Source organism: Paenibacillus sp. J22R3, assembly GCF_056269305.1.
On sequence record NZ_JBWDNS010000013.1, the window covers coordinates 1 to 22,505 of the forward strand.

Consider the following 22,505-nt stretch of genomic DNA (forward strand, 5'->3'; position numbering starts at 1 on the left):
ATTCACGGCGTTGACCGTGATCGTCACCGTGACCTCATCCGAATCCTCCGTACCATCGTTCACGATATACGTGAACGAATCCGGTCCATCATAGTCCTCAGCCGGCACGTACGTGAACTTGTTCTGCTCCAAAGAGCTTGCAATCAACTCGCCATGCGCCGGACCGTCTACGATAATAGCTGTCAACTCATCTTCGTCTGCATCTGTCCCGCCGAGCTGAATGGATGTCGTAGTATCTTCATTTAGCTCCACCACACTGAGCTCATTCGCCACCGGCGCATGATTCACGGCGTTGACCGTGATCGTCACCGTGACCTCATCCGAATCCTCCGTACCATCGTTCACGATATACGTGAACGAATCCGGTCCATCATAGTCCTCAGCCGGCACGTACGTGAACTTGTTCTGCTCCAAAGAGCTTGCAATCAACTCGCCATGCGCCGGACCTTCTACGATAATAGCCGTCAACTCATCTTCGTCTGCATCTGTCCCGCCGAGCTGAATGGATGTCGTAGTATCTTCATTTAGCTCCACCACACTGAGCTCATTCGCCACCGGCGCGTGATTCACTTCATTTACCGTAATGTTTACCGTGACCTCATCCGAATCCTCCGTACCATCGTTCACGATATACTTGAACGAATCCGGTCCAATATAGTCCGCATCTGGCACATACGTGAACTTGTTCTGCTCCAAAGAGCTTGCGATCAACTCGCCATGAATCGGACCTTTGCCTTCTACGATAATAGCTGTCAGCTCATCTTCGTCTGCATCCGTACCACCGAGCTGAATGGATGTCGTGGTGTTCTCATTCAGTTCCACCATACTGAGTTCGTTCGCCACCGGCGCGTGATTCACTTCATTTACCGTAATGTTTACCGTGACCTCATCCGAATCCTCCGTACCATCGTTCACGATATACTTGAACGAATCCGGTCCATTGTAGTCCTCAGCCGGCACGTACGTGAACTTGTTCTGCTCCGATGAGCTTGCGATCAACTCGCCATGAATCGGACCTTTGCCCTCTACGATAATCGCTGTCAGCTCATCTTCGTCTTCATCCGTACCTCCGAGTTGAATGGATGTCGTAGTGTTCTCATTCAGTTCCACCACGCTGAGCACGTTCGCTTCCGGCGCGTGATTCCCTGCATTTACCGTAATGTTTACGGTAACCTCATCTGAATCCTCCGTACCATCGTTCACGATATACGTGAACGAATCCGGTCCATTATAGTCCGCATCCGGCACGTACGTGAACTTGTTCTGCTCCGATGAGCTTGCGATCAACTCGCCATGAATCGGACCTTTGCCTTCTACGATAATCGCTGTCAGCTCATCTTCGTCTTCATCCGTACCTCCGAGTTGAATGGATGTCGTAGTGTTCTCATTCAGTTCCACCACGCTGAGCACGTTCGCCACCGGAGCATGATTCACCACCGGCGCAGCCCCAACCGTCACGCTAAACAGCTTCGTAGCAATCTCTTCACCATCTGTCCCATTCACGGTAACGATGAGAGGCTGAGAGCTTGGATTTATAGCGCTCAGGACTAGAGTACTAGTATCGCTATACAGATGTGCATTTACAAAAGAAGTGCTGGATGGAGGGTTAATCAGTTCGAAGGAAAGCTCATCGCCGTCTTCGTCGCTGAATAGATCGTTTAATTGAATTTCGTTGTAGGTTCCTGCTGTCATTACGATAAATGTGGTTTCAGGGGAGACGATCGGCGCATGATTCGGCGTCGGTACTGTACTTGAGACTGCGGCTTGCAGGAGTGTGCGGAAATCACCTGTGGAGTGGAATTCACCTGCGTGGCTGTTGAAATACTTAATAATATCAGCAATTCCAGCTCCATCTTGATCAGGATCGAGCGCTCCGTTAGCGCCGACCTTTAAGGAGAAACGTTCATGGATGGACATACTCTCGTTCGGCTTATGTACAATGAGATCTACCATGGTGGAGCCGGTTTTCTTGAGGTTTATGTTCAAGGTGTTGTTGCCCGTGACCTTAACGTCAGCTACGCTGCTATTCTGGACAACAACGGTATACTCTAGCGCAGCAGCCTCTTCAAAGATCGTGTTTAAAGCAATTTGAAAGTTACTTCCCGCAATTAGTTTAGAAGCATACTCATCGGCGAGTGTACTGTTGATGCTCTTGATGACGACCGGTAGATTAGTCGGCTGCGGGATAATCACCGGGCTTGCACTTGCAAATCCGGGAACCGCGAGGGCAACCGGAACGGCTAGCGCTGCTGCCGTACCGAGCATCTTAGCTGCATTCTTCACGGACTTCAGCCGCTGTTTTCTCTGTTTCTTAGTCATGAACGAACAAATCCTTCCCCTGGCATATATGAAGAGTGGAATCTATCATCGCAATAGGCATTCTATACCATTTATACTACTGCTACTATACCACGGGAGCATTCGATAGAGAATGCGAAAGTGCCATATTTTTGTCATTTTATGACGAAAAAACCGCCTGCGGGATGATTCATCTCGCGAAGCGGTTTTGGATTCCGTATTTTTACAAATTATGGTTGATGACTGGTAACGGCGACGGAATTCTGCTTTACTTTCAGCTTAAACAATAGGGCAGATAACAGCAGCAGAGCACCGTTAATGACGAAGATATAATGGATCGGCATCATGCCGCCGAGCAAGCCTCCGATAATCGGTCCCGCCATCGTCGCAAGCTGCGAGGCGGACTGGTTCAAGCTGAACGCCCGACCTCGGAATTCCGATTCGGTATTCTGTACAATCATCGCGTTAATCGATGGATTAACGGCGGCGAAGAACAGACCGTACCCGAACCGCAGCACGCCAAAGCCGATATAACCGGTAATGAAAACTTGCAGCAGATTGCCGATACCACTGCCGATAAGCCCAATCAGCAGTACTTTCTGATAGCCGAACTTACGTCCCCATTTGCCCCATCTAGGCGCCATAATGACCGTAGCGATACCGACCGCCGAGAAAATAATACCGGAGCTTAAAGAGGCTTTCTCTCGGGAAATACCCATTTTCAACACATACAGCGTAATCAGCGGTTCCAATATCATGACCGAGAAGGTGCTGATGGCAACAAGCATCAGCAGAATCATAAACGGACGATTGGCCAGCGCATGTCTCAGATCATCACGTACATGCGACCTGGCAGCCATGCGATTGAAATTCTGCTCCTTCGCGAAGAAGGTTGCCACAAGGGCAGAGATCAGAACAATGGCACTGGAGAACAGGAAAGCCTCCCGATTACCGATATAGTGGCTGACTAAGCCGCCTGCGAGCGGTCCGAGTATGCTCCCTGTCGCTCCGGCCGTTGACATAATGCCAAGCGCATAGCCTGTCTTCTCTTCCGGCGTATTCGTTGCCACAAGCGCAATTGAGGCAGGCACGAAGCCGGCCAGCAGCCCTTGGAAGATACGGATAAGCAGAAACCAGTACGGATCATGGACAAAATAGTTCAATAAATAAAGTGCAGCAAGACTGAAGCCTGAGCGAATCAACATCGGCTTGCGTCCGTATTTATCGGCGAGCGAGCCCCAGAACGGGGATATCAACGCACTCGCCAGAAAGGTAATGCCAAATGCGATCCCGGACCACGCTTCCAGATGATGCTCCACGCCAAGCTCGGTATTTAAGAAGATCGGCAGAAAAGGAATCGAGATGGAGTAGGCCATGCTGCAGAAGAAAACCCCGATCCACAGTACAACTAAGTTCCGTTCCCATGAAAAATTCATTTGCAGCCACTTCCTGACTTATTGACTTATCTGTTATCGACTTTCTCCGGATACAGATCGTGATTCATCAGACGGTATTGTGCCATTTCTTCAAATTTCGTGCCCGGACGGCCCCAGTTGGTATAAGGATCGATCGAGATGCCGCCGCGCGGCGTGAACTTGCCCCACACCTCAATGTAGCGCGGTTCCATCAGCGCAATGAGATCATTCATAATGATGTTCATGCAATCTTCGTGGAAATCGCCATGGTTACGGAAGCTGAACAGGTACAGCTTGAGCGACTTGCTCTCCACCATTTTTACATCGGGAATATACGAGATATAGATGGTGGCGAAATCGGGTTGTCCCGTAATCGGGCACAGGCTCGTAAACTCAGGACAATTGAATTTCACGAAATAATCGCGCCCGATATGTTTGTTATCGAACGACTCCAGCACCTCCGGACTGTAGTTGAACAGATAGGACGTACCTTGATTGCCCAATTGGGTAATGCCGCCGCTTTGCAGCTCTTCTTTGGATCTTCCTGACATTTTCGAATACACTCCTTGTATTTACTTGGTTCGAGGGTTACTCTTGTTCTAGTAGCTTACACCTTATCGCAGGCTCAATTCAACCTAAGGGGATGATGCTCTTGTTAACCAGACCTTCAGCAGATGAATACGGATCACACTTCGGCACGTATATCGCAGTGACTCCGGACGGAGATTTGCTGCAGCACCTTGAGAGCAACCGCAGCCAAACGACAGCACTGTTCTCCTCGTTAACCGAGGAACAAGCGGCGTATCGATACGCGGCTGGTAAGTGGAGCCTCAAAGAAGTACTCGGCCACATCGCAGATACGGAGCGCATTATGAGTTACCGGTTACTTCGAATCGCGCGCGGGGACCGTACGCCGCTTCCCGGCTTTGAAGAGAATGAATTTGTGCAAGGCGCATCGTTTGACAACAGCATGATCGCCGATCTTCTCACTGATTATTCAGCCGTTCGCGCCGCGACCGCTTCACTGCTTCGCAGCCTAACGCCGTCGTCCTTCCTGCGAAAGGGCATCGCGAGCAACACCGATATATCCGCCAGAGCGCTCGCGTACGTCATCGTCGGCCATGAGCTGCATCATCTGAATGTCATCCGCGAGCGATATTTGAATAGCTAGAAAATAACCGAGAGAGGTGCATCAGATGCACCTCTCTCGCTTTGTCATAACACATGAAATTAGTAACCTTCGCTAGTACCGCCGCTGACGATCGTCACACTCGCACTTGCGCCAATGCGTGTCGCACCTGCTGCAATGAGATTGCGAACTGCTGCCAGATCACGCACGCCGCCCGAAGCTTTAACACCCATCTCCGGTCCGACTGTTTGACGCATAAGCGCGATATCTTCAACGGTCGCGCCGCCAGGACCGAAACCGGTCGAGGTTTTCACGAAACCTGCGCCGGCACGTTTGCAAATCTCGGAAGCCGTGACTTTCTCTTCATCCGTGAGCAAGCCCACTTCAAGAATAACTTTGCTGGCCGCGCGTCCTTGGCAAGCTTCGACTACGCCGCGAACATCGCGTTCTACTTCTTCGAGGCGTCCGGATTTCAGCGCGCCTATGTTAAGCACCATGTCGATTTCCGTTGCGCCATTGGCGATGGCGTCATTCGTTTCTGCTATTTTGACGAGCGAGCTTGATGCACCCAGAGGGAAGCCAATAACAGTCGTGATGCCGACCCCTGAACCTGCAAGCTGTTTCGCTGCTTCCGATACCCAGTAGGGATTCACGCAAACGGTCGCGAATTTGTACTGCTTCGCTTCTTCACAGAGCTTAGCGATTTGCGTCGCCGTCGCTTCCGGTTTCAACAACGTATGGTCAAAATAAGCCGCTAATGCTGCTCCTTGTAACTCGTTACCCATCCTATTTCCTACTCTCTGTCTGTTTTAATTAGTCCGCTCCAGCAGGTATTTGGCGGTGAATTGGTCCGTTATCAGCACATTCGTATATCTTCCGCGCAGCGCGCCGTAGATGCCGTCGACCTTGCGGATGCCGCCTGCTACCAGAATGGATTTCTCTTTCTTCTTCAGATCCTCGAGATCAATGCCGATGGTGCGCTGATTCAGCTCTTGGGAGCAGATCACGCCGTCCAGATTGAAGTATCGCGAGCAAATATCGCCTGCGCCTTTCTCGAAGATCATCCGAAGCTCGTTCTCGTTAAAATAGTTCGCTTTAATCAGGACGGAATCTTCCGTCGGCGCACCCACCGTCACAATCGCGATGTTGGCCTTCTTGCCTAGGTCCAATATATTCTGAATATGGCGATCCGTTTCTATCGTCTTCTTCACGACAGGATGATCGACGATCGCGGGCAGAGGAATGAAATACGGGACGGTATGGAGCGCTTTGCCGAACAGGTTCACAATCTCATACGCGTAGGTGTTCGTCTCGGAATGGCTGACGCCGCCGTTCAACTGTACGACCTTCACGTCCTTGACATGTTTATCCTGCAGGTTTAGCGCAACCTCATACAGCGTAGTTCCCCAAGTCGTGGCGACGATATCGCCGTCCTTGATGATTTTGTCCACGTACTTCGCCGCTGCCGGGCCTAAATACTTCTTGACCACGGCATCCTCATAATGCGGCACGTTGACGATGATGACTTTCTTGAGCCCGAACTTTCGCTCGATTTGACATGCGAGAAGGTCGTTGTTCTCCAGCGGATCGACGATGCTGATAATCACGTAGCCTTCTTCTTTAGCTTGTTGAATGAAGCGACTTACAGTCGGCCTGGATACGCCGAGCTGCTTGGCAATTTCCTGCTGGCTGTAGTCCAGTTGATAGTACATCCGGACCGCATCCAGCATTTTTCCCCTTTTATCATCTGAACGTTCTTCATGCACTGGCTCTCAACTCTCCCCTGTCAATAGCTCACTCACTGTTCATCAACGTTTGCCCGAATCGAATACCTCCCCGGCAGCCTTAGGCGCTTGTGATGTCTTGGAGAACAGAACGAGCGCGATCAAGGTAATGACATATGGGAACACCTTAAGAATAATCGGCGGAAATGAAGCAAATGCCGGAATAACCTGCGATACGTTGGCCACCGTACTCGCAAAGCCGAAGAACAGCGTTGCAGCCAGAATGCCAATCGGACGCCATTGTCCGAAGATCAAAGCCGCGAGTGCCAAGAACCCTAGACCGGAAACCGTCCCCGTAAATTCACCGGCGATCGTAACCAGGTGGATGGCACCGCCCAAACCTGCGAAAGCACCGGAGATCAGAACGCCGATATAGCGCATTTTGCGAACATTAACGCCGGCTGCCTCTGCTGCCTGCGGATATTCACCGCAAGAGCGCAATCGTAAGCCGAAAGCCGTCTTCCGCAGCACCCATGAACTGAGAACGACGACGAGCAGAATGATCCAAGTCGTCCAATATGTCTTCGTGAAGAGCAGCGGTCCAAGGATAGGAATATCCGATAGTCCCCAACCCACATTAAAAGGCGGAAACCCGCCGGCAAGGCGGATATTACCGCTGCCTGTGATGTTGCGGGAGAGGAACACCGTAAGAGCTCCGGCAATCATATTAATAGCCGTGCCGCTGATAACCTGATTCGCGTTTAGATGTATACTCGCGAAAGCATGCAGCAACGAGAAGAGCGTCCCTGCCACAATCGCCACCAGAAGTCCGATCCAGATGGATGCAATCTGATGATCAGGCCAAGCCGTCTGGAGCTTATACATCGTGAAGGCCGCTGCGAAGGAACCAATGACCATCAGCCCTTCCAAACCGATATTCACGACTCCGCTTCGTTCACTGAACAGTCCGCCCAGCGCGGTAATGAGCAGCGGAATCGTAAACATGATCGCATACGGGAATATTTGTTGAATCGTGATCCACATACGCTACACCTTCTCCTTTCCGCTGACCGCTGCGTTTGCAGCTGCCTCTTTGCGTTTGGACATAAATCGCGTAATCAGCTTGTCCATCAGTACGCTTGTTGCTGCGAAGTAGATAATGATCGCGATAATCGAATCCGCAATTTCCGGCGGTATTTCCGTCATCGCGTTCATGAAGCCGCGACCGGAGTACAGGAGGCCGAAGAATAGCGCGGATAACAATACGCCGATCGGAGAGTTGGCACCAAGCAGGGCAACCGCGATTCCATCGTAACCTTGCGTCGGCAATACACCGATCTGAATGTTATTACCGTTACCGGCATATTGCGCCAGTCCGCCAAGTCCCGCGAGAGCGCCGGAAATCAGCATGGACGTGATGATGCTGCGATTAACGCCAATCCCTGCATATTCAGCGGAATGACGGTTGAAGCCGACTGCTTTAAGCTCGTATCCGAGCGTTGTTTTGTTGATGATGAACGCAATGACGATCACGACAATCACCGCCAGAAACAATCCCAAATTCACATAAGAACCGCCGAACATATCGGAGAGGAAAGGTGATTTCAACGTAGCCTTATCGGCAAGTGAGCGTGATTCCGTCTCGATTTGTTCCGCTTTCAGATAAGCCGGAACCGCATAATAGATGGTCCAATAAGCAATCCAGTTCATCATGATGGTGGATACCACCTCATGTACATTGAATCTGGCCTTGAGCAGTCCCGGAATAAATGCCCAAACTGCGCCGCCCAGAATAGCGGCAAGTATCATGAGCAGTAGAAGCAGCGGTCTTGAGGTATCGATATTAAGACCCACCGCCGAGGCGCAGAAGCCGCCGAACAACATCTGTCCCGCCGCTCCGATATTAAACAGACCCGTACGGAATGCAAAAGCGACCGATAGCCCTGTAAAGATAAGCGGAGTCCCGGTTGCTAACGTGTCTCCGAAGCGCGACGGATTCTTGAGCCCGCCTTCGAAGAGGTACCTGTAACCCTCGATTGGCTGATGACCCGTCACGGCCATCAGAATTGCGCCCCCGAGTAAACCGAATATCACCGCACATAGGGATATAATGACATTCCTCATTGGTCTCCCCCATTTCCAACTCCGGCCATCATCAGGCCGATATCGTTCTCGTTTGTTTCGGACGCGTTGACGACGCCGATCAATTCTCCGTTATTGAGTACCGCAATGCGGTCTGACACGTTAAGCACCTCGTCAAGCTCCAGCGAGATGAGCAGCACCGCCTTGCCTCTGTTCCGGTGCTCAATCAATCGCTTGTGAATATATTCAATCGAGCCTACATCAAGGCCCCGCGTAGGCTGAACCGCGATCAAGAGACCCGGATCCAGTTCAATCTCACGCCCGATGATCGCCTTCTGCTGGTTACCGCCGGATAGCGAACGCGACATGGAAAGCGGACCTCTTCCTGAACGCACATCGAAACTCTCCAATATACCGCTTGCATACTTGCGTATCGCAGCCTTATTCAAGATGCCGCGCTTAGCGAATGGCTTGCGGTTGTAAATCTGCAGGATCATATTCTCTTCAAGCGTGTAATCCAGTACTAACCCACGTTTCTGGCGATCTTCCGGAATATGGGCAATGCCCTTATGAATCCGGCCTCGAATGGATTCGCGCGTAATATCTTGACCATCCATCTCAATACGTCCGCTCTCAACCTTGCGCAAACCTGTAATCGCTTCCACCAGCTCTGTTTGCCCGTTGCCCTCTACGCCGGCAATACCGACAATTTCGCCTGCCCGAACATCGAGCGTGAAGTTTTTGAGCCCGGGTACGTTCTTATTATTATTCACGGTGAGCCCATCCAGCTTCAGGATCACTTCGCCTGGCCGACTACCTTCTTTTTCAACTTTAAACGAGACATTGCGTCCAACCATCATCTCAGCCATCTTGAGCTCGCTCGTTGTCGCGACATCAACCGTACCGATTGTTTTGCCGCGGCGGATGACCGTACACCGATTAGCTACCGCTTTAATTTCCTTCAGCTTATGCGTAATGAGAATAATGGACTTGCCCTCAGCGATCAAGCTCAGCATGATTTTGCCCAATTCTACAATTTCCTGCGGCGTCAGAACAGCTGACGGCTCATCCAGAATAAGCACTTCCGCATCCCGATACAGCATCTTCAGAATTTCCACACGCTGCTGCATGCCAACCGAAATATCCTCAATCTTCGCATGAGGATCCACATTCAAGCCATAACGCTTCGAGAGCGCCTCAATACGGCGGGCTGCTCCACTGATGTCTAACACTAAACCTTTTTCATTGCCAAGAATGATATTTTCGGTAACGGTAAAATTGCTGACCAGCTTAAAATGCTGATGAACCATGCCGATGCCAAGCTTGTTTGCTACATTCGGATTGGCGATCTTAACCTGTTCGCCATTGATCTTAATCATACCGAGATCCGGCTGATACATCCCGAACAGAATACTCATAAGCGTCGACTTGCCGGCCCCGTTCTCTCCGAGCAAAGCGTGAATTTCACCCTTGCGCAGCTGGAGCGTAATATCGTCGTTAGCCACAACTCCCGGAAACTCCTTGCGAATGTTTAACATTTCCACTACAAATTCCATACGATAGGCTCCTTTACCTAATTAATCGTAAGGGTAAAGCTGATTAGGACTTTTTTAATGGTAAAAAGAGACGGAGCTTCCCGTCTCTTCTCGTAATTAAAGTTTATTGCGAAAGACTCTTACTTGATAAGCTCGCCTTTTTCAGCTGCTACTTTGATGTCGCCGCTTTTCATCTTCGCTTCAACATCATTGACTTTAGTCATTGTATCTTCGCTAAGGTTCGGATTCTCTTCCGGCAGGCCTACGCCATCGTTCTTGATGTCGAACGTCAACGTTTTGCCGCCAGGGAATGTACCCTCTTGCTCAGCTTTCATCATATCAAAGGACGCGGAGTTAACTTTCTTCATTGCGGAAGTGATGATAATGGATTTGTCTCCCTCATACACGCCGTCTTTGAATTGGTCGCCGTCAACGCCAACGATCCATACTTCTTTGCCTGCTTTAGCGCGAGTCTTAGCTTCGTTGATTGCACCAACGCCTACGCCGCCTGCTGCTGTGAAGATGACTTTAACGCCGCGGTCATACATTTGAGCTGCCAGTTGGCCGCCTGCCGCTACGTTGTCGAAACTGCCTTGGTAAACCACGTTTTCTTTTTTGATCGAAATCTTCGTGCCTAGGTTGTCGTTCGCGTATTTCACGCCTTGCTGGAAGCCCCAGTTGAACTTCTGTACAGCCGGAATTTCCATCCCGCCGATGAAGCCTGCTTCGCCTTCTTTCAATTGAAGCGCAGTAGCTACGCCAGCGATGAAGCCGGACTCATGCTCTGCGAAGAAGATCGATACTGTGTTTTCTTTCACAACCGGTGTGAAGTCGTCAGCAGTATGAGGAGCGCCGTCGATCAGAACGAATTTCGCGTCTTTATATTTATCTTGTGCCGCAAAGATCGCTGTTTCGAATTTGAAGCCCGGCGCAACAATAACTTTGAAGCCTGCATCGTACAGGTTGCCGATTTCCTTCAGGTAGTCAGCTTCAGTTGTACCAGCCGGTTTCAAGTATTTCGTTTCTACGCCAAGATCTTTCGTTGCGCGCTGCAAACCTTCCCAAGTACCTTGGTTAAACGATTTGTCATCGATCGTACCGGAGTCGGTAACCATGCCCGCTTTAAAGGAAGCCTTGGTGCCTTCATTTGTACCTGCATTCTCACCTGCATTGTTAGTGTTGTTGTTCTTGCTTCCGCAACCTACGACCATTGCAAATGCCAGCATACAAATCACGATTGTTACTAAACTTTTCTTCATGGTATTCTACTCCTCATTTCCATATTTAGTTTACTGCTAACCCCAGTCTGAACATTTGTAAAAAACCTGTTTTAGCATTTGTTTGACCTGTATCAAATATACGGTGATTTGGGCTTTTTGTAAACTAGTTTTGCGGATTAAATCCAGTATCCCTACCTTGATATGTAACGTTTCCTCACACTTACGTCACATCTCATTCTATTCACGTATAGCATTCCCATAACGATTAAATTCTTCCATATTTTTCGACTTTAAATACGTTTTTTTGCTTCGCACTGTCATAGGATTCCATTTCCAAACACAATCGGCTTCAAATGACTGAGAGACCATCCATACAGATGCAGCCTCTTCACCTTTGTTTCGACAAATTAGCAGAAAATACCACTTTTTCTTTATTAGTTTAACGCGTTTACGCAACCTTGTCCATGTAACATTCTCTTGTTCGTTTATTCATTTCCCGTTACACTTTAACCTATCACTCTCAGGAGGTTCTACCCGCATGAGATCTGCCCAATCATTATTGTTCGTCTATATCTTGAATCAATCGCTGCACTGGTTCATTATCGGCTTGATTCTGCCCGTCTCCAGCCTGTTCATGTTAGATAAGGGACTGAATCTACAAGAGATCGGACTTATCTTCGCCGTATCCTCGGCGGCGGTGCTGCTGCTCGAATTACCGACCGGCGGATTATCGGATGCGCTCGGCCGTAAGCGAGTCTATCTGATTTCCCTGGTCTTCATGCTTGGCGCGGTGCTGCTCGTCATGGTTTCTTGGAATCTGATTACGCTTATGATTGGCTACATCCTGTTCGGCATAGCCCGAGCACTTTCCTCCGGATCCATCGACGCATGGTTCGTCGATGAATATAACCGACTTGAGCCCGAAGGCGACTTAAGCAGTAAACTTGCGAAAGCAGGTATCTTCATCCCGCTTGCCATGGGAATTAGTGCTCTTGCCGGTGGCTGGCTGCCTGATCTGCTCGGTCCGCTTACTTCGGATTTCGGCGCAGGCATCTACTCCATTAATTTCATTGCCATGGCCGTCATGATCTTGGTGCAGTTCCTCCTCACTGCCAAGCTCGTGGTAGAGCAGATTCATGAGAGCAGGTCAATGAGTATGCTGAGCGGCTTTCGCCAGCTGCCTCAACTGGTCACGGATTCTGTGCAATACGGATTCAAGCAGATTGCCGTACTGCTGTTATTATTAACATCATTCGCCTGGGGCTTCGCATTCTCAGGCCTCGAAACCTACTGGCAGCCGCAAGTGAAGAACATGCTCGGCCCTGATTCCGCGAATTGGCAATTCGGTCTGCTGACCGCCGGCTACTTCCTATCCGCATCCGCCGGGAGCCTGCTCTTCACGCCGCTGTCCAAGCTGCTGCGATTGCCGGTGACGGTGCTGTTATTCGGATTCCGATCAGCGCTTGGCATCTTGTTCCTCATCCTTGCCGCACAGCATGGTGTTGCCGGATTCACGGTCTTTTACTTCATCTTGTTCATGAGCAACGGCATCGCCGGCTCACCGGACATGGCCCTATTCAATCAGCAGCTAAACGAAAACAATCGTTCCACGATGCAGTCGCTCAATTCGTTATTTCTGCAGCTAGGGGGCATGATTGGTTCCTTCATCCACGGCTTCATCGCACAGTATGCTTCGATCTCCATCACCTGGTGCGTCGCAGGCGGCGTGCTGATCGCTTCCGCCTTCCTATATCTCAATGTCCGCGAGAACGAGAAAGACCCTATCCGAGCAGTCGGATAGGGTCTTTCTTTGTCGTTTGGTCAGAGCATGCCGCACTATTTGTTTATCATTGTATCCATCTGCACCATGGCTTGATCCATTTCCCGCGATAGATCGGCAAGCAAGACGCCGATAAACTGTAATTCCTGATCGGAATATTTCCGGATAAAGTCGTTGAATTGCCGCTCTACTTTCTCATGGTAGTGATTATGCGCGAGATGTACTTTCTTTCCTTCGGCCGTCAATTGATAATACACTTCTTTCAGGTTTCCTACGGCAGCCACTTTCTCGATCCAGCCTCGGGTCAGCAATTTGGCGCTGATTTTGGTAATGGCCCCTTTGGTCATGCCCATCTTATCCGCAAGACCGGTCACATTGATGGATTCATGGAGACCGATTTGCTCAACAAGATGAACCTCCGACAGAGTCAGATCGCGCGTAATCTTGGAAATTCCCCACTGCTTGGCAAAAGGCAGAACGAGTCTTTTCTCCTTCTTCTCAAACGCTTCATACTGATGAAACAGCTGCTGCAGCTTGCTAAATAAAAGCTTCTTCTCCTGATCGTCCATAGAATTGGATGGCCTCCAACGATTATTCGAGTCCTGTTTTGCCGGGCATCCAAAATGGCTTTACTTTAATTTGCCCACGATCCCATTGTAACGTTTTCTTGAAATAATTGTGAAGCTCCACGCATACTCGTCCATCGCCGCCTACATACACCACGCCTCTTCCTTGTGCCTGCTTCGTGATGTGCTCAATCTGTTCGATCAACGCTTGTACCGGATTCGCCGGCAACGAACGGAAAGTAAGCTTCGTTTGGCCATCTAGATCTGGGAAGAAGGATTGTTCCTTCTCCGCATACACGAGACTGAACACTTTCTTAGAAGCAGGAATATGGCGGTTAAGCTCATAGAGATGGGCCAGTGCCGAAATATCGCCGATCAGGATGTAATAATCCCCCGAATCATCGGACACGAACTTCCCCTTCGGCCCTGCGAAGTGAACGGGGTCGCCGACCTTCACTTGCTTGGCCCAACGCGCACCTGCACCTGAAGAGAACGTACACGCAGCTATATCTACAATCCGGCTTTGCGTGTCATAGTTCCAGACGGAATAGGTCCTTATCATCTCCGATAATTTGACCGGCTGACCCTCTCCTACGAATACGCGAAGAAACTCCCCCGGTGTATACGGCATCTTGTCCAAATCCTGCAGCTCCATTGAAATGCGAAACGTATGATCGGCGATTTGTTGTTTACTCACAACGACAGCCTTGCGCGACATTTTCTTAACCAGACTTTCTACCAACCCCATAAATTCACAGCTCCTCGCACTCGTTGTTTCCTAGGAAACAATATAGCATGACTCCGCTGCCGCTGTAATCCGTCTCGAGGCTGACAAGAAACAGAGGGCTTTCCAAGAAGTTAGGAGGTAATTGAAGAACTTAGTAGGTTTTTTAGCGATCGTAGCGATTCGATTTATTGTGACATTGCTCTCTAGCTGCCAAAGTAATGAGGTGCGAGGGATCACTTATCACGCGGCACGAAGATGACGTGTAAGGAGTACAACACAATCGCTACTTTCTAGTGTCAAATGACGAATGACATGTACTTCATACAATTCATACGTTTCTTTCAAGTGCATATAGCTGGTTATCCGTATTTCAAATGCATTTTATACACGTTAACTAACTTAATTCTCGGAAGGATTCGGTTTGTCGTGTAATTTGTACAACTCAAGGAGGAAGCCGACTAAACCTTCTATACCCCCCTTGTCTCTGGCAAGTAAATTGAAATTCTGTTTCTTTCATCAGTTGGACTTTTTCAGTGGCCTCAGAAGTTAGTGGGCGATTTGTTGCTCATAGAACGACACTTCGTGAGGAAAATGCCGGAAAGCCAGCTTGCGGTGCAAGGTTGCCATCACCTGCAACATTGGCCCTCGACGGTGCAAGGTTTCCACCTTGCAACATTGCCCCTGACCCGTGCGAGGTCGCCACCTTGCACCATTGACCTTGCCCGGTGCGAGGCTGTACGCGTCTAACGAATCGTAGAAGCCTTATTTGGGCGAAAATGGCCTCCAAAAAACTCTAACGAATCGTGGAAGTCCTATTTAGCTAAATTCGAGAGGTAATGGGCATTTTGAACCCAAATAACCCTTCTACGATTCGTTAGAATTTCAAAAGGGCTTAATTGCACCCTATAACTATTAAGCCCTCTATGATTCGTTAGAGATATCAACATGGCCGCAGATGTCCGAATACGAGAAATAACGCCACAGATCCGAGACCTGTGACGCCATTCATGCCTTATTAACATCCATCAATCCGTAATATTGCGCGTATAGTACTCAATAATATCTTTACGCCTTATGATGCCGAGAAACACGCGATCATCATCTACGACCGGTACGAAATTCTGATCAGCGGCGAGGGTTAACATATCGTCCATGAGCGCTGTAATCGCGACGCACTCGTTATAAATTCTTTTCTTGATGCTGATCACCGGAATTTCATGCATATTCTCAAAATCGAGTCCTGCTGTTCCCCGAAGCTTCCACAGAATGTCCCCTTCGGATAAGGTACCGATATATTTGCCTTCCTCGTCAATAATCGGAATCGCTGAATAATGGCATGCTTCCAGCTTCTCAAGTGCGTCTCTCATGGTGGCTGATGTCGTCAAGTATGACACTTTTTCTTTCGGCAGCAGAAAGAATCCAATTTCCATTACATAGCTCCTCCTCTGGTTGCGGGTACTAGAGTGTTTTAACCCTAAATACGCGTAATTGAAACACAATTTGCATACCAATTTTTGCATAAACAGTGTGCTGGGCAGCGGCGGAGGGCATCTGACCCGGCAGGGCATACACTACATGTGATTAACGTTTCCGCATGCTCAAGCTTGCCTATATATGAAGGAGTGACTCCTTATGTTCATGCAAAGCCCGGGTCAAATGCAAAGCCCCGGTCAGGCACAGATTAACATGTCGCTGCAGCAGAAAGCAATGTATCTTACTGGGCGCCCAGTCGGGATCTCCCTGCGGAGCGGCCAAGGTGTATCCGGTGTCATCTGCGGCGTACAAGGCGGCGAGGTGTATGTCATGCAATATTTGTACGCCTCTCAATTCGCTACATTCCATTATCCGTTTAATCAGATCAATGATATTTTGCCGTATCCGGCTTGTCGGTAGAGCTAGTTGAAGAGGCGGGCAAACGGTTGATCTGCATCAACCATTTGCCCGCCTGCAGCTTGCCGCCCGTCTCAGTTACATAGTAGTTTCTATCGCCATCGTTTTCTTGTTAGCAGACAGAGAAGTAAGCGCAGCATCATTGAAGCCTTTAATGAGAAGCCACACCGCGAGAATCATTTCATTAGCTGCTACCGGCAGCGCTAGAATACCACCCCAGAACGAAACTTGTTCAATGACACCGAACATGACGAGCAGCGCACAAACGAAAACGAGAATCGCCCCTGTCATGCCCAGGATCGGAATAAACCTCGGTACGAGTCTCGATCTGTAGAAGATATAACTGTACATCATGGTGTTGATACCAAGCATGAAAAGCGGCCCAAGCAGAAAGGTCCAGTCATGTATCGCTGTTAATAGAGTGCCGGAAGCTTGAAACGCGGCCGTATCCGTCGCTCCTCCCGCAACAAATGCTCGGCTTAGCGTCACCAAGGACAGCACGCTGATTACGCCAACCGTAATCATAATCGCTTCAAGAAATCGAAAGCATATATGCCACAGCGCGATCGTTTCATTGTATTTTCTCAGAATGGGAAACATGGTGGTCGCCGTACCAATCGCGGAAACGACAAGCATCAACTCCATTACCGCGCCGAGTATCACTTGGTTCCCGTGCTTAGAACCTCCAACCAGATAATCAGGATTATTTAGGATCGGTTTGTACAAAATAAAAGCAGCGATTATCGACGTAACGGCTGCAAGGATAAACAGTACTCCCACAATCTTCGCAGCTAATTTAGGTGGCATCATGTTCCCCCATCTCCTCTTCTATTCTCCGTAAAAGAAAATTTCTTCCAAAGGCAAATTAAAAGCGTGCGCGATGCGAAAAGCAAGCTCCAAAGACGGGGAGTAATTGCCCTTCTCCAAAGCCACGATGGTTTGTCTGGTTACGCCCACCTTGTCAGCCAATTGCTGCTGTGTCATTTCATCATGGTTGAAGCGTAATTTGCGGATGTGATTGCCGACAAGATGCTTACTCATCTTAGACTTAAACTCCTCTCCTATAGTGATAAAGTTTCGTGAAGGAGCCGGTCACATCGGATATGAATCCGCCGGCGATCAGAATAACGAACATGACCTGTGAAGGCTGATCCATAACCAGCGATCCCATAGCAAGCAGAAAACCGAGGATAAACACAAAGAACGAAATCCGGTTCGCTTTCAGCTCGATAAGTTTATCGAGCTCATCTGCGAAGGTCGGCTCTTTTTCTTGCGTGGTGATTCTGAAGATGATGTTAAAAATAATGCTGACCAGGATATGCGCAACGATAGAGACCACCATGAGAATGAGGACGAACGAGCCCCAATAATGAAAGGCTTTCTCCGCTTCAAGCCCGCCTTCGGGGTACTGCGAATACATGTACAAGCAATACGAGCCGAAAATAACGATAGTGCTGATTAAAGAAACGATGCTCTTCTTCTCTTGGTAAGTCATGGATTTGCCTCCTATTTATCATTTCCCGTAAATGAAGTAAATTACCTTATACATAATGTAATAAAAACCATACACAATGTCAAGTTTACTATACATAAATAGGCGGCAAAACAGACTCCCTAAACCAACTTCAAATAATAAGCCTTTGTAAGCCGCCTTTGAATAAGGCATAATTGAAATAATTATAGCGCTTATACTTACCGCAGTGGTCTGGGGGAACGCCGATGTACAAAGTGATTATTGTGGATGATGAAGCGGTTGTCCGGGTCGGATTGAAGAATACGATTAACTGGAACGAGCATGGCTTCGAATTGATAGGCGATTATGCGAACGGTCGCGAAGCTTGGGAGGCGGTCGAGCAGCACAAGCCGGAGCTTGTGATCTCGGACATCAGCATGCCTTTCATGGATGGCCTTGAGCTGGCCGGTTTGATCTCTACTCAATTCCCTTATATCAAATTGATTATATTAACGGGCTTTGATGAATTCGAATATGCGCAGCAAGCGATAAGACTGAAGGTTTCCGATTTCATCCTGAAGCCGATTACGGCCAATGAAATCCGCTCCTTGCTTGATCGCGTCAAGAAAGAGATGGACGAGGAGACCAAGCATCGCGAGGATCTCGGGCGATTGAAGAGCCAATTGAACCAGAGCCTTCCTCTGTTGAAAGAACGCTTCCTCGAACGCCTGGTCGCAGTAGGACTTAATCAGGAGGAAATTACCGAACGGTTCTCCTATTTCGGTATTCCTGCGCCGCTCCCCCTTCATGTTGTCCTAATCGTCGATATTGATGATTTCGGCGACCGGGAGCTTCATTCGTACGAGCATGATGTGGAGTTTCTGCGGTTTGCGGCTTTTGATATCTTCAAGGAAACGCTCGAACGCGAAGGCGTGATGCTCTTCCGTACTAGGGAGGAACGAATGGTTGCCATTATATCCGGTCAGGATGACGAAAGCTTGCTCTACGAGCAGGTCTATTCCTTGGCGGAGCAAGTCAGGCACCATATCGAGAAGTATTTGAAGTTTACCGTCACGATCGGCATCGGACGAGCCTGCGCTCACCTGGAACAGCTGCCGGAATCCTACAAGAGCGCGCTCTCCGTACTGGATTACCGCTTCTTGCTCGGGAAGAACCGCGTGCTAAGCATTCTGGATATGGAAGGCAAACCCTCCATTCCATTGCCGCCACAGCTCGATTGGGACCGCAAGCTAGCCTCTGCCGTTAAGAGAGGCGCTGCCCAGGAAGCTTTTCAACTGATCGAGAACGGTGTTGCGGAGTTGAAATCCTCCCTCGCTCCGATTGAAGCCTGTTTCCTGCAGATGCAGAAGGTTGTGCTGTCCTTGATGAACTCGATCCAGGAGCTCGTCGCTCATGATCCGGAAGCATCCTTCGACAGACAGATGCGGCTTATGGACGTCTATGGACTGAAGACACTGGATGAGGTCGAGATTTGGCTCAAGGATGTCGTGCGTTCAGTAATGGCCACAATTGCCGATAACCGCAGCCAATTGACGAACATGCAGATTCATCAGGCAGTTGAATATATTGAAACGAATTACGCCAATGATAAAATGTCGCTGCAGGATATCTGCCGTCACGTCTTGATGAGCACCAGTTATTTCAGTCTCGTCTTCAAGCAGCATACCGGTGAAACGTACATTGAATATTTAACCGGGGTACGCATAGCGCGGGCGAAGGAGCTCCTTCATAACACGACGATGAAATTCTATGAGATTGCCGAGCAAGTCGGCTACAAGGACCCGAATTATTTCAGCATCTTGTTCAAGAAACATACCGGCATGACCCCGAAGGACTTCAGAGAGAAGCAGCTTAAGGAGAGCGGAAACTAACGATGCCAAGCGAACGCGCGAGAAGAATACCCCTTTTTCCGTTAAAAAGCATTCAATCGAATATCTCCTTGGCTTTCTCTCTTCTCATTCTCGCAGCCATCGTGCTCACGAGCTTAATCAGCTATCAGCTGTCGGTCGATGCAGTTGAACGAAATTCCAAGGGATATATCGAAGAAATCATTAAACAAGTCAACATGAATATTCAATCCTACGTCGATAACATGGAGAACATTTCCTTGCTCGCCCTGACGAACAAGGACGTCAAGTACTACATATCCGACAATTCGTACATAAGCGCCGAGGATCGCCGAATCTACGAGAAGCGGATATCCGACCTCTTCCAGGCTATCTTATACACCCGCCAAGACATCGCTTCGATTATGGTTTTTGGCTACAATGGACGCTTCGTATCCGATCGGCGGATTACGAACTTGAATCCGAATATGAAGTTGCTGGATCAGAGCTGGTTCCAGATGGCGAAGAGCGAGGGCGGCAAATCCGTCATCTCCTCTCCCCACGTGCAGAATATTATCCAGAACGAATACCGATGGGTCGTTTCCTTAAGTCGAGAGCTCAAGAGCACAGACGGCATTACGGCCGAAGGTGTCTTTCTCGTCGATCTGAACCTCAGCATCATTAACGATATTTGCAAAAATATCGACTTAGGCAAGAAAGGGTACCTCTTCATCGTGGACAATAACGGCAACATCGTCTATCATCCGCAGCAGCAGTTGATCGACAGCAAACTGCGGTCGGAGCGAATCGCCGATGTCATCAAGGCATCAAGCGGCAGCTCCTTCGTAGTCAATGATGGCGAAGGCAAACGGATTTATTCCGTGCAGGATACGAATTTCGGTTGGAAAATCGCCGGCGTCGCTTACACGGACGACCTCATTGCAAGCAAGGACGACTTAAGAAACTCGATCCTTCTCTATTCCTTATGCGGACTGGCCATCTCCCTGCTCATCTCGGTTTGGCTCTCCCACCGTTTATCGCAGCCGATTAAAGTGCTGCAATCCGATATGAAGCAAGTGGAGAAAGGCAACTTCGACATTCAGACGGAAATCGGGCAAATGAACGAGATCGGGCAGCTGGGGCGATCGTTTAACATGATGGTCAGTCGAACCAAATCTCTCATGGAAGAAACGATTCTTAATCAAGAGAGTAAGAGGAAGAGCGAGCTGCTGCTGCTGCAATCGCAGATTAATCCCCATTTCCTGTACAATACGCTGGATTCCATCGTATGGATGGCGGAGCAGAAACAGCATGAAGAGGTCGTACTGATGACCTCGGCATTAGCGAAGCTATTCCGCGCAAGTATCACGAAGGATCAGGAGCTGGTACCGATCCGCGTGGAGATCGAGCATATTACGAACTACCTGCTCATCCAGAAGATGCGCTACGAGGAGCTCGAATATGATATTCAGATGGATGAATCGATCCTCGGCTTCAAAACGTTGAAGATCTTGCTTCAGCCCTTAATCGAGAATGCGATCTATCATGGCATTCGCAATAAATACGGCATTAATGACGGCATCATTACCATACGCGGATGGCAGACGGATGATAAAATCATATTCGAGGTCGAGGACAACGGCTTTGGAATGACACCGGAACAAGCCGAACGCCTGCTGATCCCCGTCGAAGGGGAAACCCGCAATCAAGGGATTGGGATAAGGAACGTCAACGAGCGGATCAAGCTGTATTTTGGCTATGAATACGGCATCCAAATTCGCAGTGAAATTGAAGTCGGCACCTGCGTGTCGATTTCGATCCCGAAACTCGATTAAAGGGAGAATGTTATGTTTAGGCAGAGATTTACGATAGGGCTGGCGCTCGTACTATTCATTGCTGCTGTTTATTCGATTTTCTACTTTAAACTGTTTAGTGTAACGAACCATCACGAGAAGAGCATCACGGTCGTACTCAAGAACTTAAACGTTCGTTCGGATTTCTGGCAAGCAGTCAGCGCAGGATCAGAAGCAGCGGCTAAAGAAACCGGGCTCTCGCTTAACATCCAAGGCCCGCTGCAAGAAGGTGACGTGGACGAGCAAATTCATGAGTTGGAAGAGGCCATCAAGGAGAAGCCGCAAGCGATCGTGGTGGCTCCTTACGCAGATGATCGCATGCCTGCCCTATTCGAACAAATTCGTGACGAAGGCATTAAATTGGTCGTGATCGATACGCCGCTTGAGATGAAATCTGCCCCAGTTGTCGTTTCAAACAATCATGTAGAAGCTGGGCGATTAGCGGGAGAAACCGCCGTGAACGAGACGAAGAGGAAACCCGTTATCGCGATCATAAGCGATTATGCGGATGCCACGATCTCGAAGGAGCGGCTGCAGGGTCTGAAGCATGCTCTTGAGCGCTATAAGGACAGCATTATTGGCGTTTATTATGGCGAGCAGTCTGAAGATAAAGCTTATGAGATGGCCAAGAAGCTGCTGGCCGAAGGTCAGTCCTTCAATACGTTCATTACGATGAATGAATCCGCGACCATCGGCGTAGCCAAATTGCTGAAGGAACAGAACAAAGCAGGTGCGATCAAGCTGATCGGCTTCGACAGCTCCTTCTACGAAATCCAGCTGCTGGAGGAAGGCGTCCTGAATGCGGTCATCGTGCAGAAGCCGTTTAATATGGGCTATCTCGGCGTGAAGAGGGCTTTAAGTCTGATCGAAGGCACGAATACGGCTCCCGTTACATACATCGAATCCAATGTCATCAATCGCAAGAATATGTATTTGCCGGAGAATCAGAAGCTGCTGTTTCCATTCATTGAGAACAAATAATACCT

Annotated in this window: 21 protein-coding genes; 6 read left to right on the top strand and 15 right to left on the bottom strand. The window is 49.2% G+C overall.

The window, feature by feature from the left end:
- The 3 genes from AC0YN4_RS30265 to queF all read right to left on the bottom strand — a co-directional run.
- On the bottom strand, nt 1–2,319 hold a 2,319-nt coding region (locus tag AC0YN4_RS30265; RefSeq protein ID WP_475837536.1), incomplete at its 3' end, for an Ig-like domain-containing protein.
- A 209-nt stretch (nt 2,320–2,528) separates the two neighbouring features.
- On the bottom strand, nt 2,529–3,734 hold the full coding sequence (locus tag AC0YN4_RS30270) for an MFS transporter (protein WP_475837537.1): 1,206 nt from the start codon (nt 3,732–3,734) through the stop codon (nt 2,529–2,531).
- Nucleotides 3,735–3,760: 26 nt separating this feature from the next.
- Complete coding sequence (gene queF / locus AC0YN4_RS30275; RefSeq protein WP_475784242.1) at nt 3,761–4,264, bottom strand: preQ(1) synthase; 504 nt, start codon at nt 4,262–4,264, stop codon at nt 3,761–3,763.
- A 95-nt stretch (nt 4,265–4,359) separates the two neighbouring features.
- Between queF and AC0YN4_RS30280 the strand changes: the two genes are divergently transcribed.
- Nucleotides 4,360–4,884 carry a DinB family protein gene (locus tag AC0YN4_RS30280; protein ID WP_475837558.1) on the top strand — a complete coding sequence of 175 codons (525 nt, stop codon included), beginning with the start codon at nt 4,360–4,362 and terminating at the stop codon, nt 4,882–4,884.
- Nucleotides 4,885–4,943: 59 nt separating this feature from the next.
- Here AC0YN4_RS30280 and deoC read toward each other — a convergent pair whose 3' ends face one another.
- The 6 genes from deoC to AC0YN4_RS30310 form a co-directional block, all read right to left on the bottom strand.
- Nucleotides 4,944–5,627, bottom strand: coding sequence for a deoxyribose-phosphate aldolase (gene deoC / locus AC0YN4_RS30285; RefSeq protein ID WP_475837538.1), 684 nt, complete (start codon nt 5,625–5,627; stop codon nt 4,944–4,946).
- 24 nt (nt 5,628–5,651) lie between these two features.
- Entirely contained in the window at nt 5,652–6,572 is a 921-nt protein-coding gene (locus tag AC0YN4_RS30290; RefSeq protein ID WP_475784347.1) for a sugar-binding transcriptional regulator, read from the bottom strand.
- A gap of 78 nt (nt 6,573–6,650) precedes the next feature.
- Nucleotides 6,651–7,610 carry an ABC transporter permease gene (locus AC0YN4_RS30295; RefSeq protein WP_475784239.1) on the bottom strand — a complete coding sequence of 320 codons (960 nt, stop codon included), beginning with the start codon at nt 7,608–7,610 and terminating at the stop codon, nt 6,651–6,653.
- Nucleotides 7,611–7,613: 3 nt separating this feature from the next.
- On the bottom strand, nt 7,614–8,660 hold the full coding sequence (locus tag AC0YN4_RS30300) for an ABC transporter permease (protein ID WP_475837539.1): 1,047 nt from the start codon (nt 8,658–8,660) through the stop codon (nt 7,614–7,616).
- 26 nt (nt 8,661–8,686) lie between these two features.
- Nucleotides 8,687–10,204, bottom strand: a complete 1,518-nt coding sequence (locus AC0YN4_RS30305) for an ABC transporter ATP-binding protein (RefSeq protein WP_475784237.1) — start codon at nt 10,202–10,204, stop codon at nt 8,687–8,689.
- A gap of 119 nt (nt 10,205–10,323) precedes the next feature.
- Complete coding sequence (locus tag AC0YN4_RS30310; protein WP_475784236.1) at nt 10,324–11,442, bottom strand: BMP family lipoprotein; 1,119 nt, start codon at nt 11,440–11,442, stop codon at nt 10,324–10,326.
- A gap of 499 nt (nt 11,443–11,941) precedes the next feature.
- Here AC0YN4_RS30310 and AC0YN4_RS30315 point away from each other — a divergent pair, with 499 nt between their 5' ends.
- Nucleotides 11,942–13,204, top strand: a complete 1,263-nt coding sequence (locus tag AC0YN4_RS30315; protein WP_475837540.1) for an MFS transporter — start codon at nt 11,942–11,944, stop codon at nt 13,202–13,204.
- A 35-nt stretch (nt 13,205–13,239) separates the two neighbouring features.
- Here the strand turns inward: AC0YN4_RS30315 and AC0YN4_RS30320 are convergent, their stop codons facing one another.
- From AC0YN4_RS30320 to AC0YN4_RS30330, 3 genes are all read right to left on the bottom strand, one after another.
- Nucleotides 13,240–13,752, bottom strand: a complete 513-nt coding sequence (locus AC0YN4_RS30320) for a MarR family transcriptional regulator (protein WP_475837541.1) — start codon at nt 13,750–13,752, stop codon at nt 13,240–13,242.
- 22 nt (nt 13,753–13,774) lie between these two features.
- Nucleotides 13,775–14,497 carry a siderophore-interacting protein gene (locus tag AC0YN4_RS30325; RefSeq protein WP_475837542.1) on the bottom strand — a complete coding sequence of 241 codons (723 nt, stop codon included), beginning with the start codon at nt 14,495–14,497 and terminating at the stop codon, nt 13,775–13,777.
- 1,004 nt (nt 14,498–15,501) lie between these two features.
- A complete protein-coding gene (locus tag AC0YN4_RS30330; protein ID WP_475784232.1) occupies nt 15,502–15,906 on the bottom strand; it encodes a CBS domain-containing protein in 405 nt (134 codons plus the stop codon).
- A gap of 202 nt (nt 15,907–16,108) precedes the next feature.
- On the opposite strand from AC0YN4_RS30330, the gene AC0YN4_RS30335 reads away from it, so the two are divergent.
- The gene (locus AC0YN4_RS30335; RefSeq protein ID WP_475784231.1) at nt 16,109–16,369 is read left to right on the top strand and encodes a hypothetical protein; all 261 of its coding nucleotides are present in this window, start codon (nt 16,109–16,111) and stop codon (nt 16,367–16,369) included.
- Between the two features lie 75 nt (nt 16,370–16,444).
- On the opposite strand, the gene AC0YN4_RS30340 is transcribed toward AC0YN4_RS30335, so the two are convergent.
- The 3 genes from AC0YN4_RS30340 to AC0YN4_RS30350 are packed head-to-tail and all read right to left on the bottom strand — an operon-like array spanning nt 16,445 to nt 17,861.
- On the bottom strand, nt 16,445–17,176 hold the full coding sequence (locus AC0YN4_RS30340) for a DUF4386 domain-containing protein (protein WP_475837543.1): 732 nt from the start codon (nt 17,174–17,176) through the stop codon (nt 16,445–16,447).
- Between the two features lie 18 nt (nt 17,177–17,194).
- Nucleotides 17,195–17,407, bottom strand: a complete 213-nt coding sequence (locus AC0YN4_RS30345; protein ID WP_475784229.1) for a helix-turn-helix transcriptional regulator — start codon at nt 17,405–17,407, stop codon at nt 17,195–17,197.
- A gap of 7 nt (nt 17,408–17,414) precedes the next feature.
- The gene (locus AC0YN4_RS30350; RefSeq protein ID WP_475837544.1) at nt 17,415–17,861 is read right to left on the bottom strand and encodes a hypothetical protein; all 447 of its coding nucleotides are present in this window, start codon (nt 17,859–17,861) and stop codon (nt 17,415–17,417) included.
- A 224-nt stretch (nt 17,862–18,085) separates the two neighbouring features.
- Between AC0YN4_RS30350 and AC0YN4_RS30355 the strand changes: the two genes are divergently transcribed.
- The 3 genes from AC0YN4_RS30355 to AC0YN4_RS30365 are packed head-to-tail and all read left to right on the top strand — an operon-like array spanning nt 18,086 to nt 22,500.
- Nucleotides 18,086–19,711 carry a response regulator gene (locus AC0YN4_RS30355; protein WP_475837545.1) on the top strand — a complete coding sequence of 542 codons (1,626 nt, stop codon included), beginning with the start codon at nt 18,086–18,088 and terminating at the stop codon, nt 19,709–19,711.
- Between the two features lie 2 nt (nt 19,712–19,713).
- Nucleotides 19,714–21,501: a cache domain-containing sensor histidine kinase gene (locus AC0YN4_RS30360; protein WP_475784226.1), complete on the top strand. Its 1,788-nt coding sequence runs from the start codon at nt 19,714–19,716 to the stop codon at nt 21,499–21,501.
- A gap of 12 nt (nt 21,502–21,513) precedes the next feature.
- On the top strand, nt 21,514–22,500 hold the full coding sequence (locus tag AC0YN4_RS30365; RefSeq protein ID WP_475784225.1) for a substrate-binding domain-containing protein: 987 nt from the start codon (nt 21,514–21,516) through the stop codon (nt 22,498–22,500).
- Nucleotides 22,501–22,505: the final 5 nt, after the last annotated feature.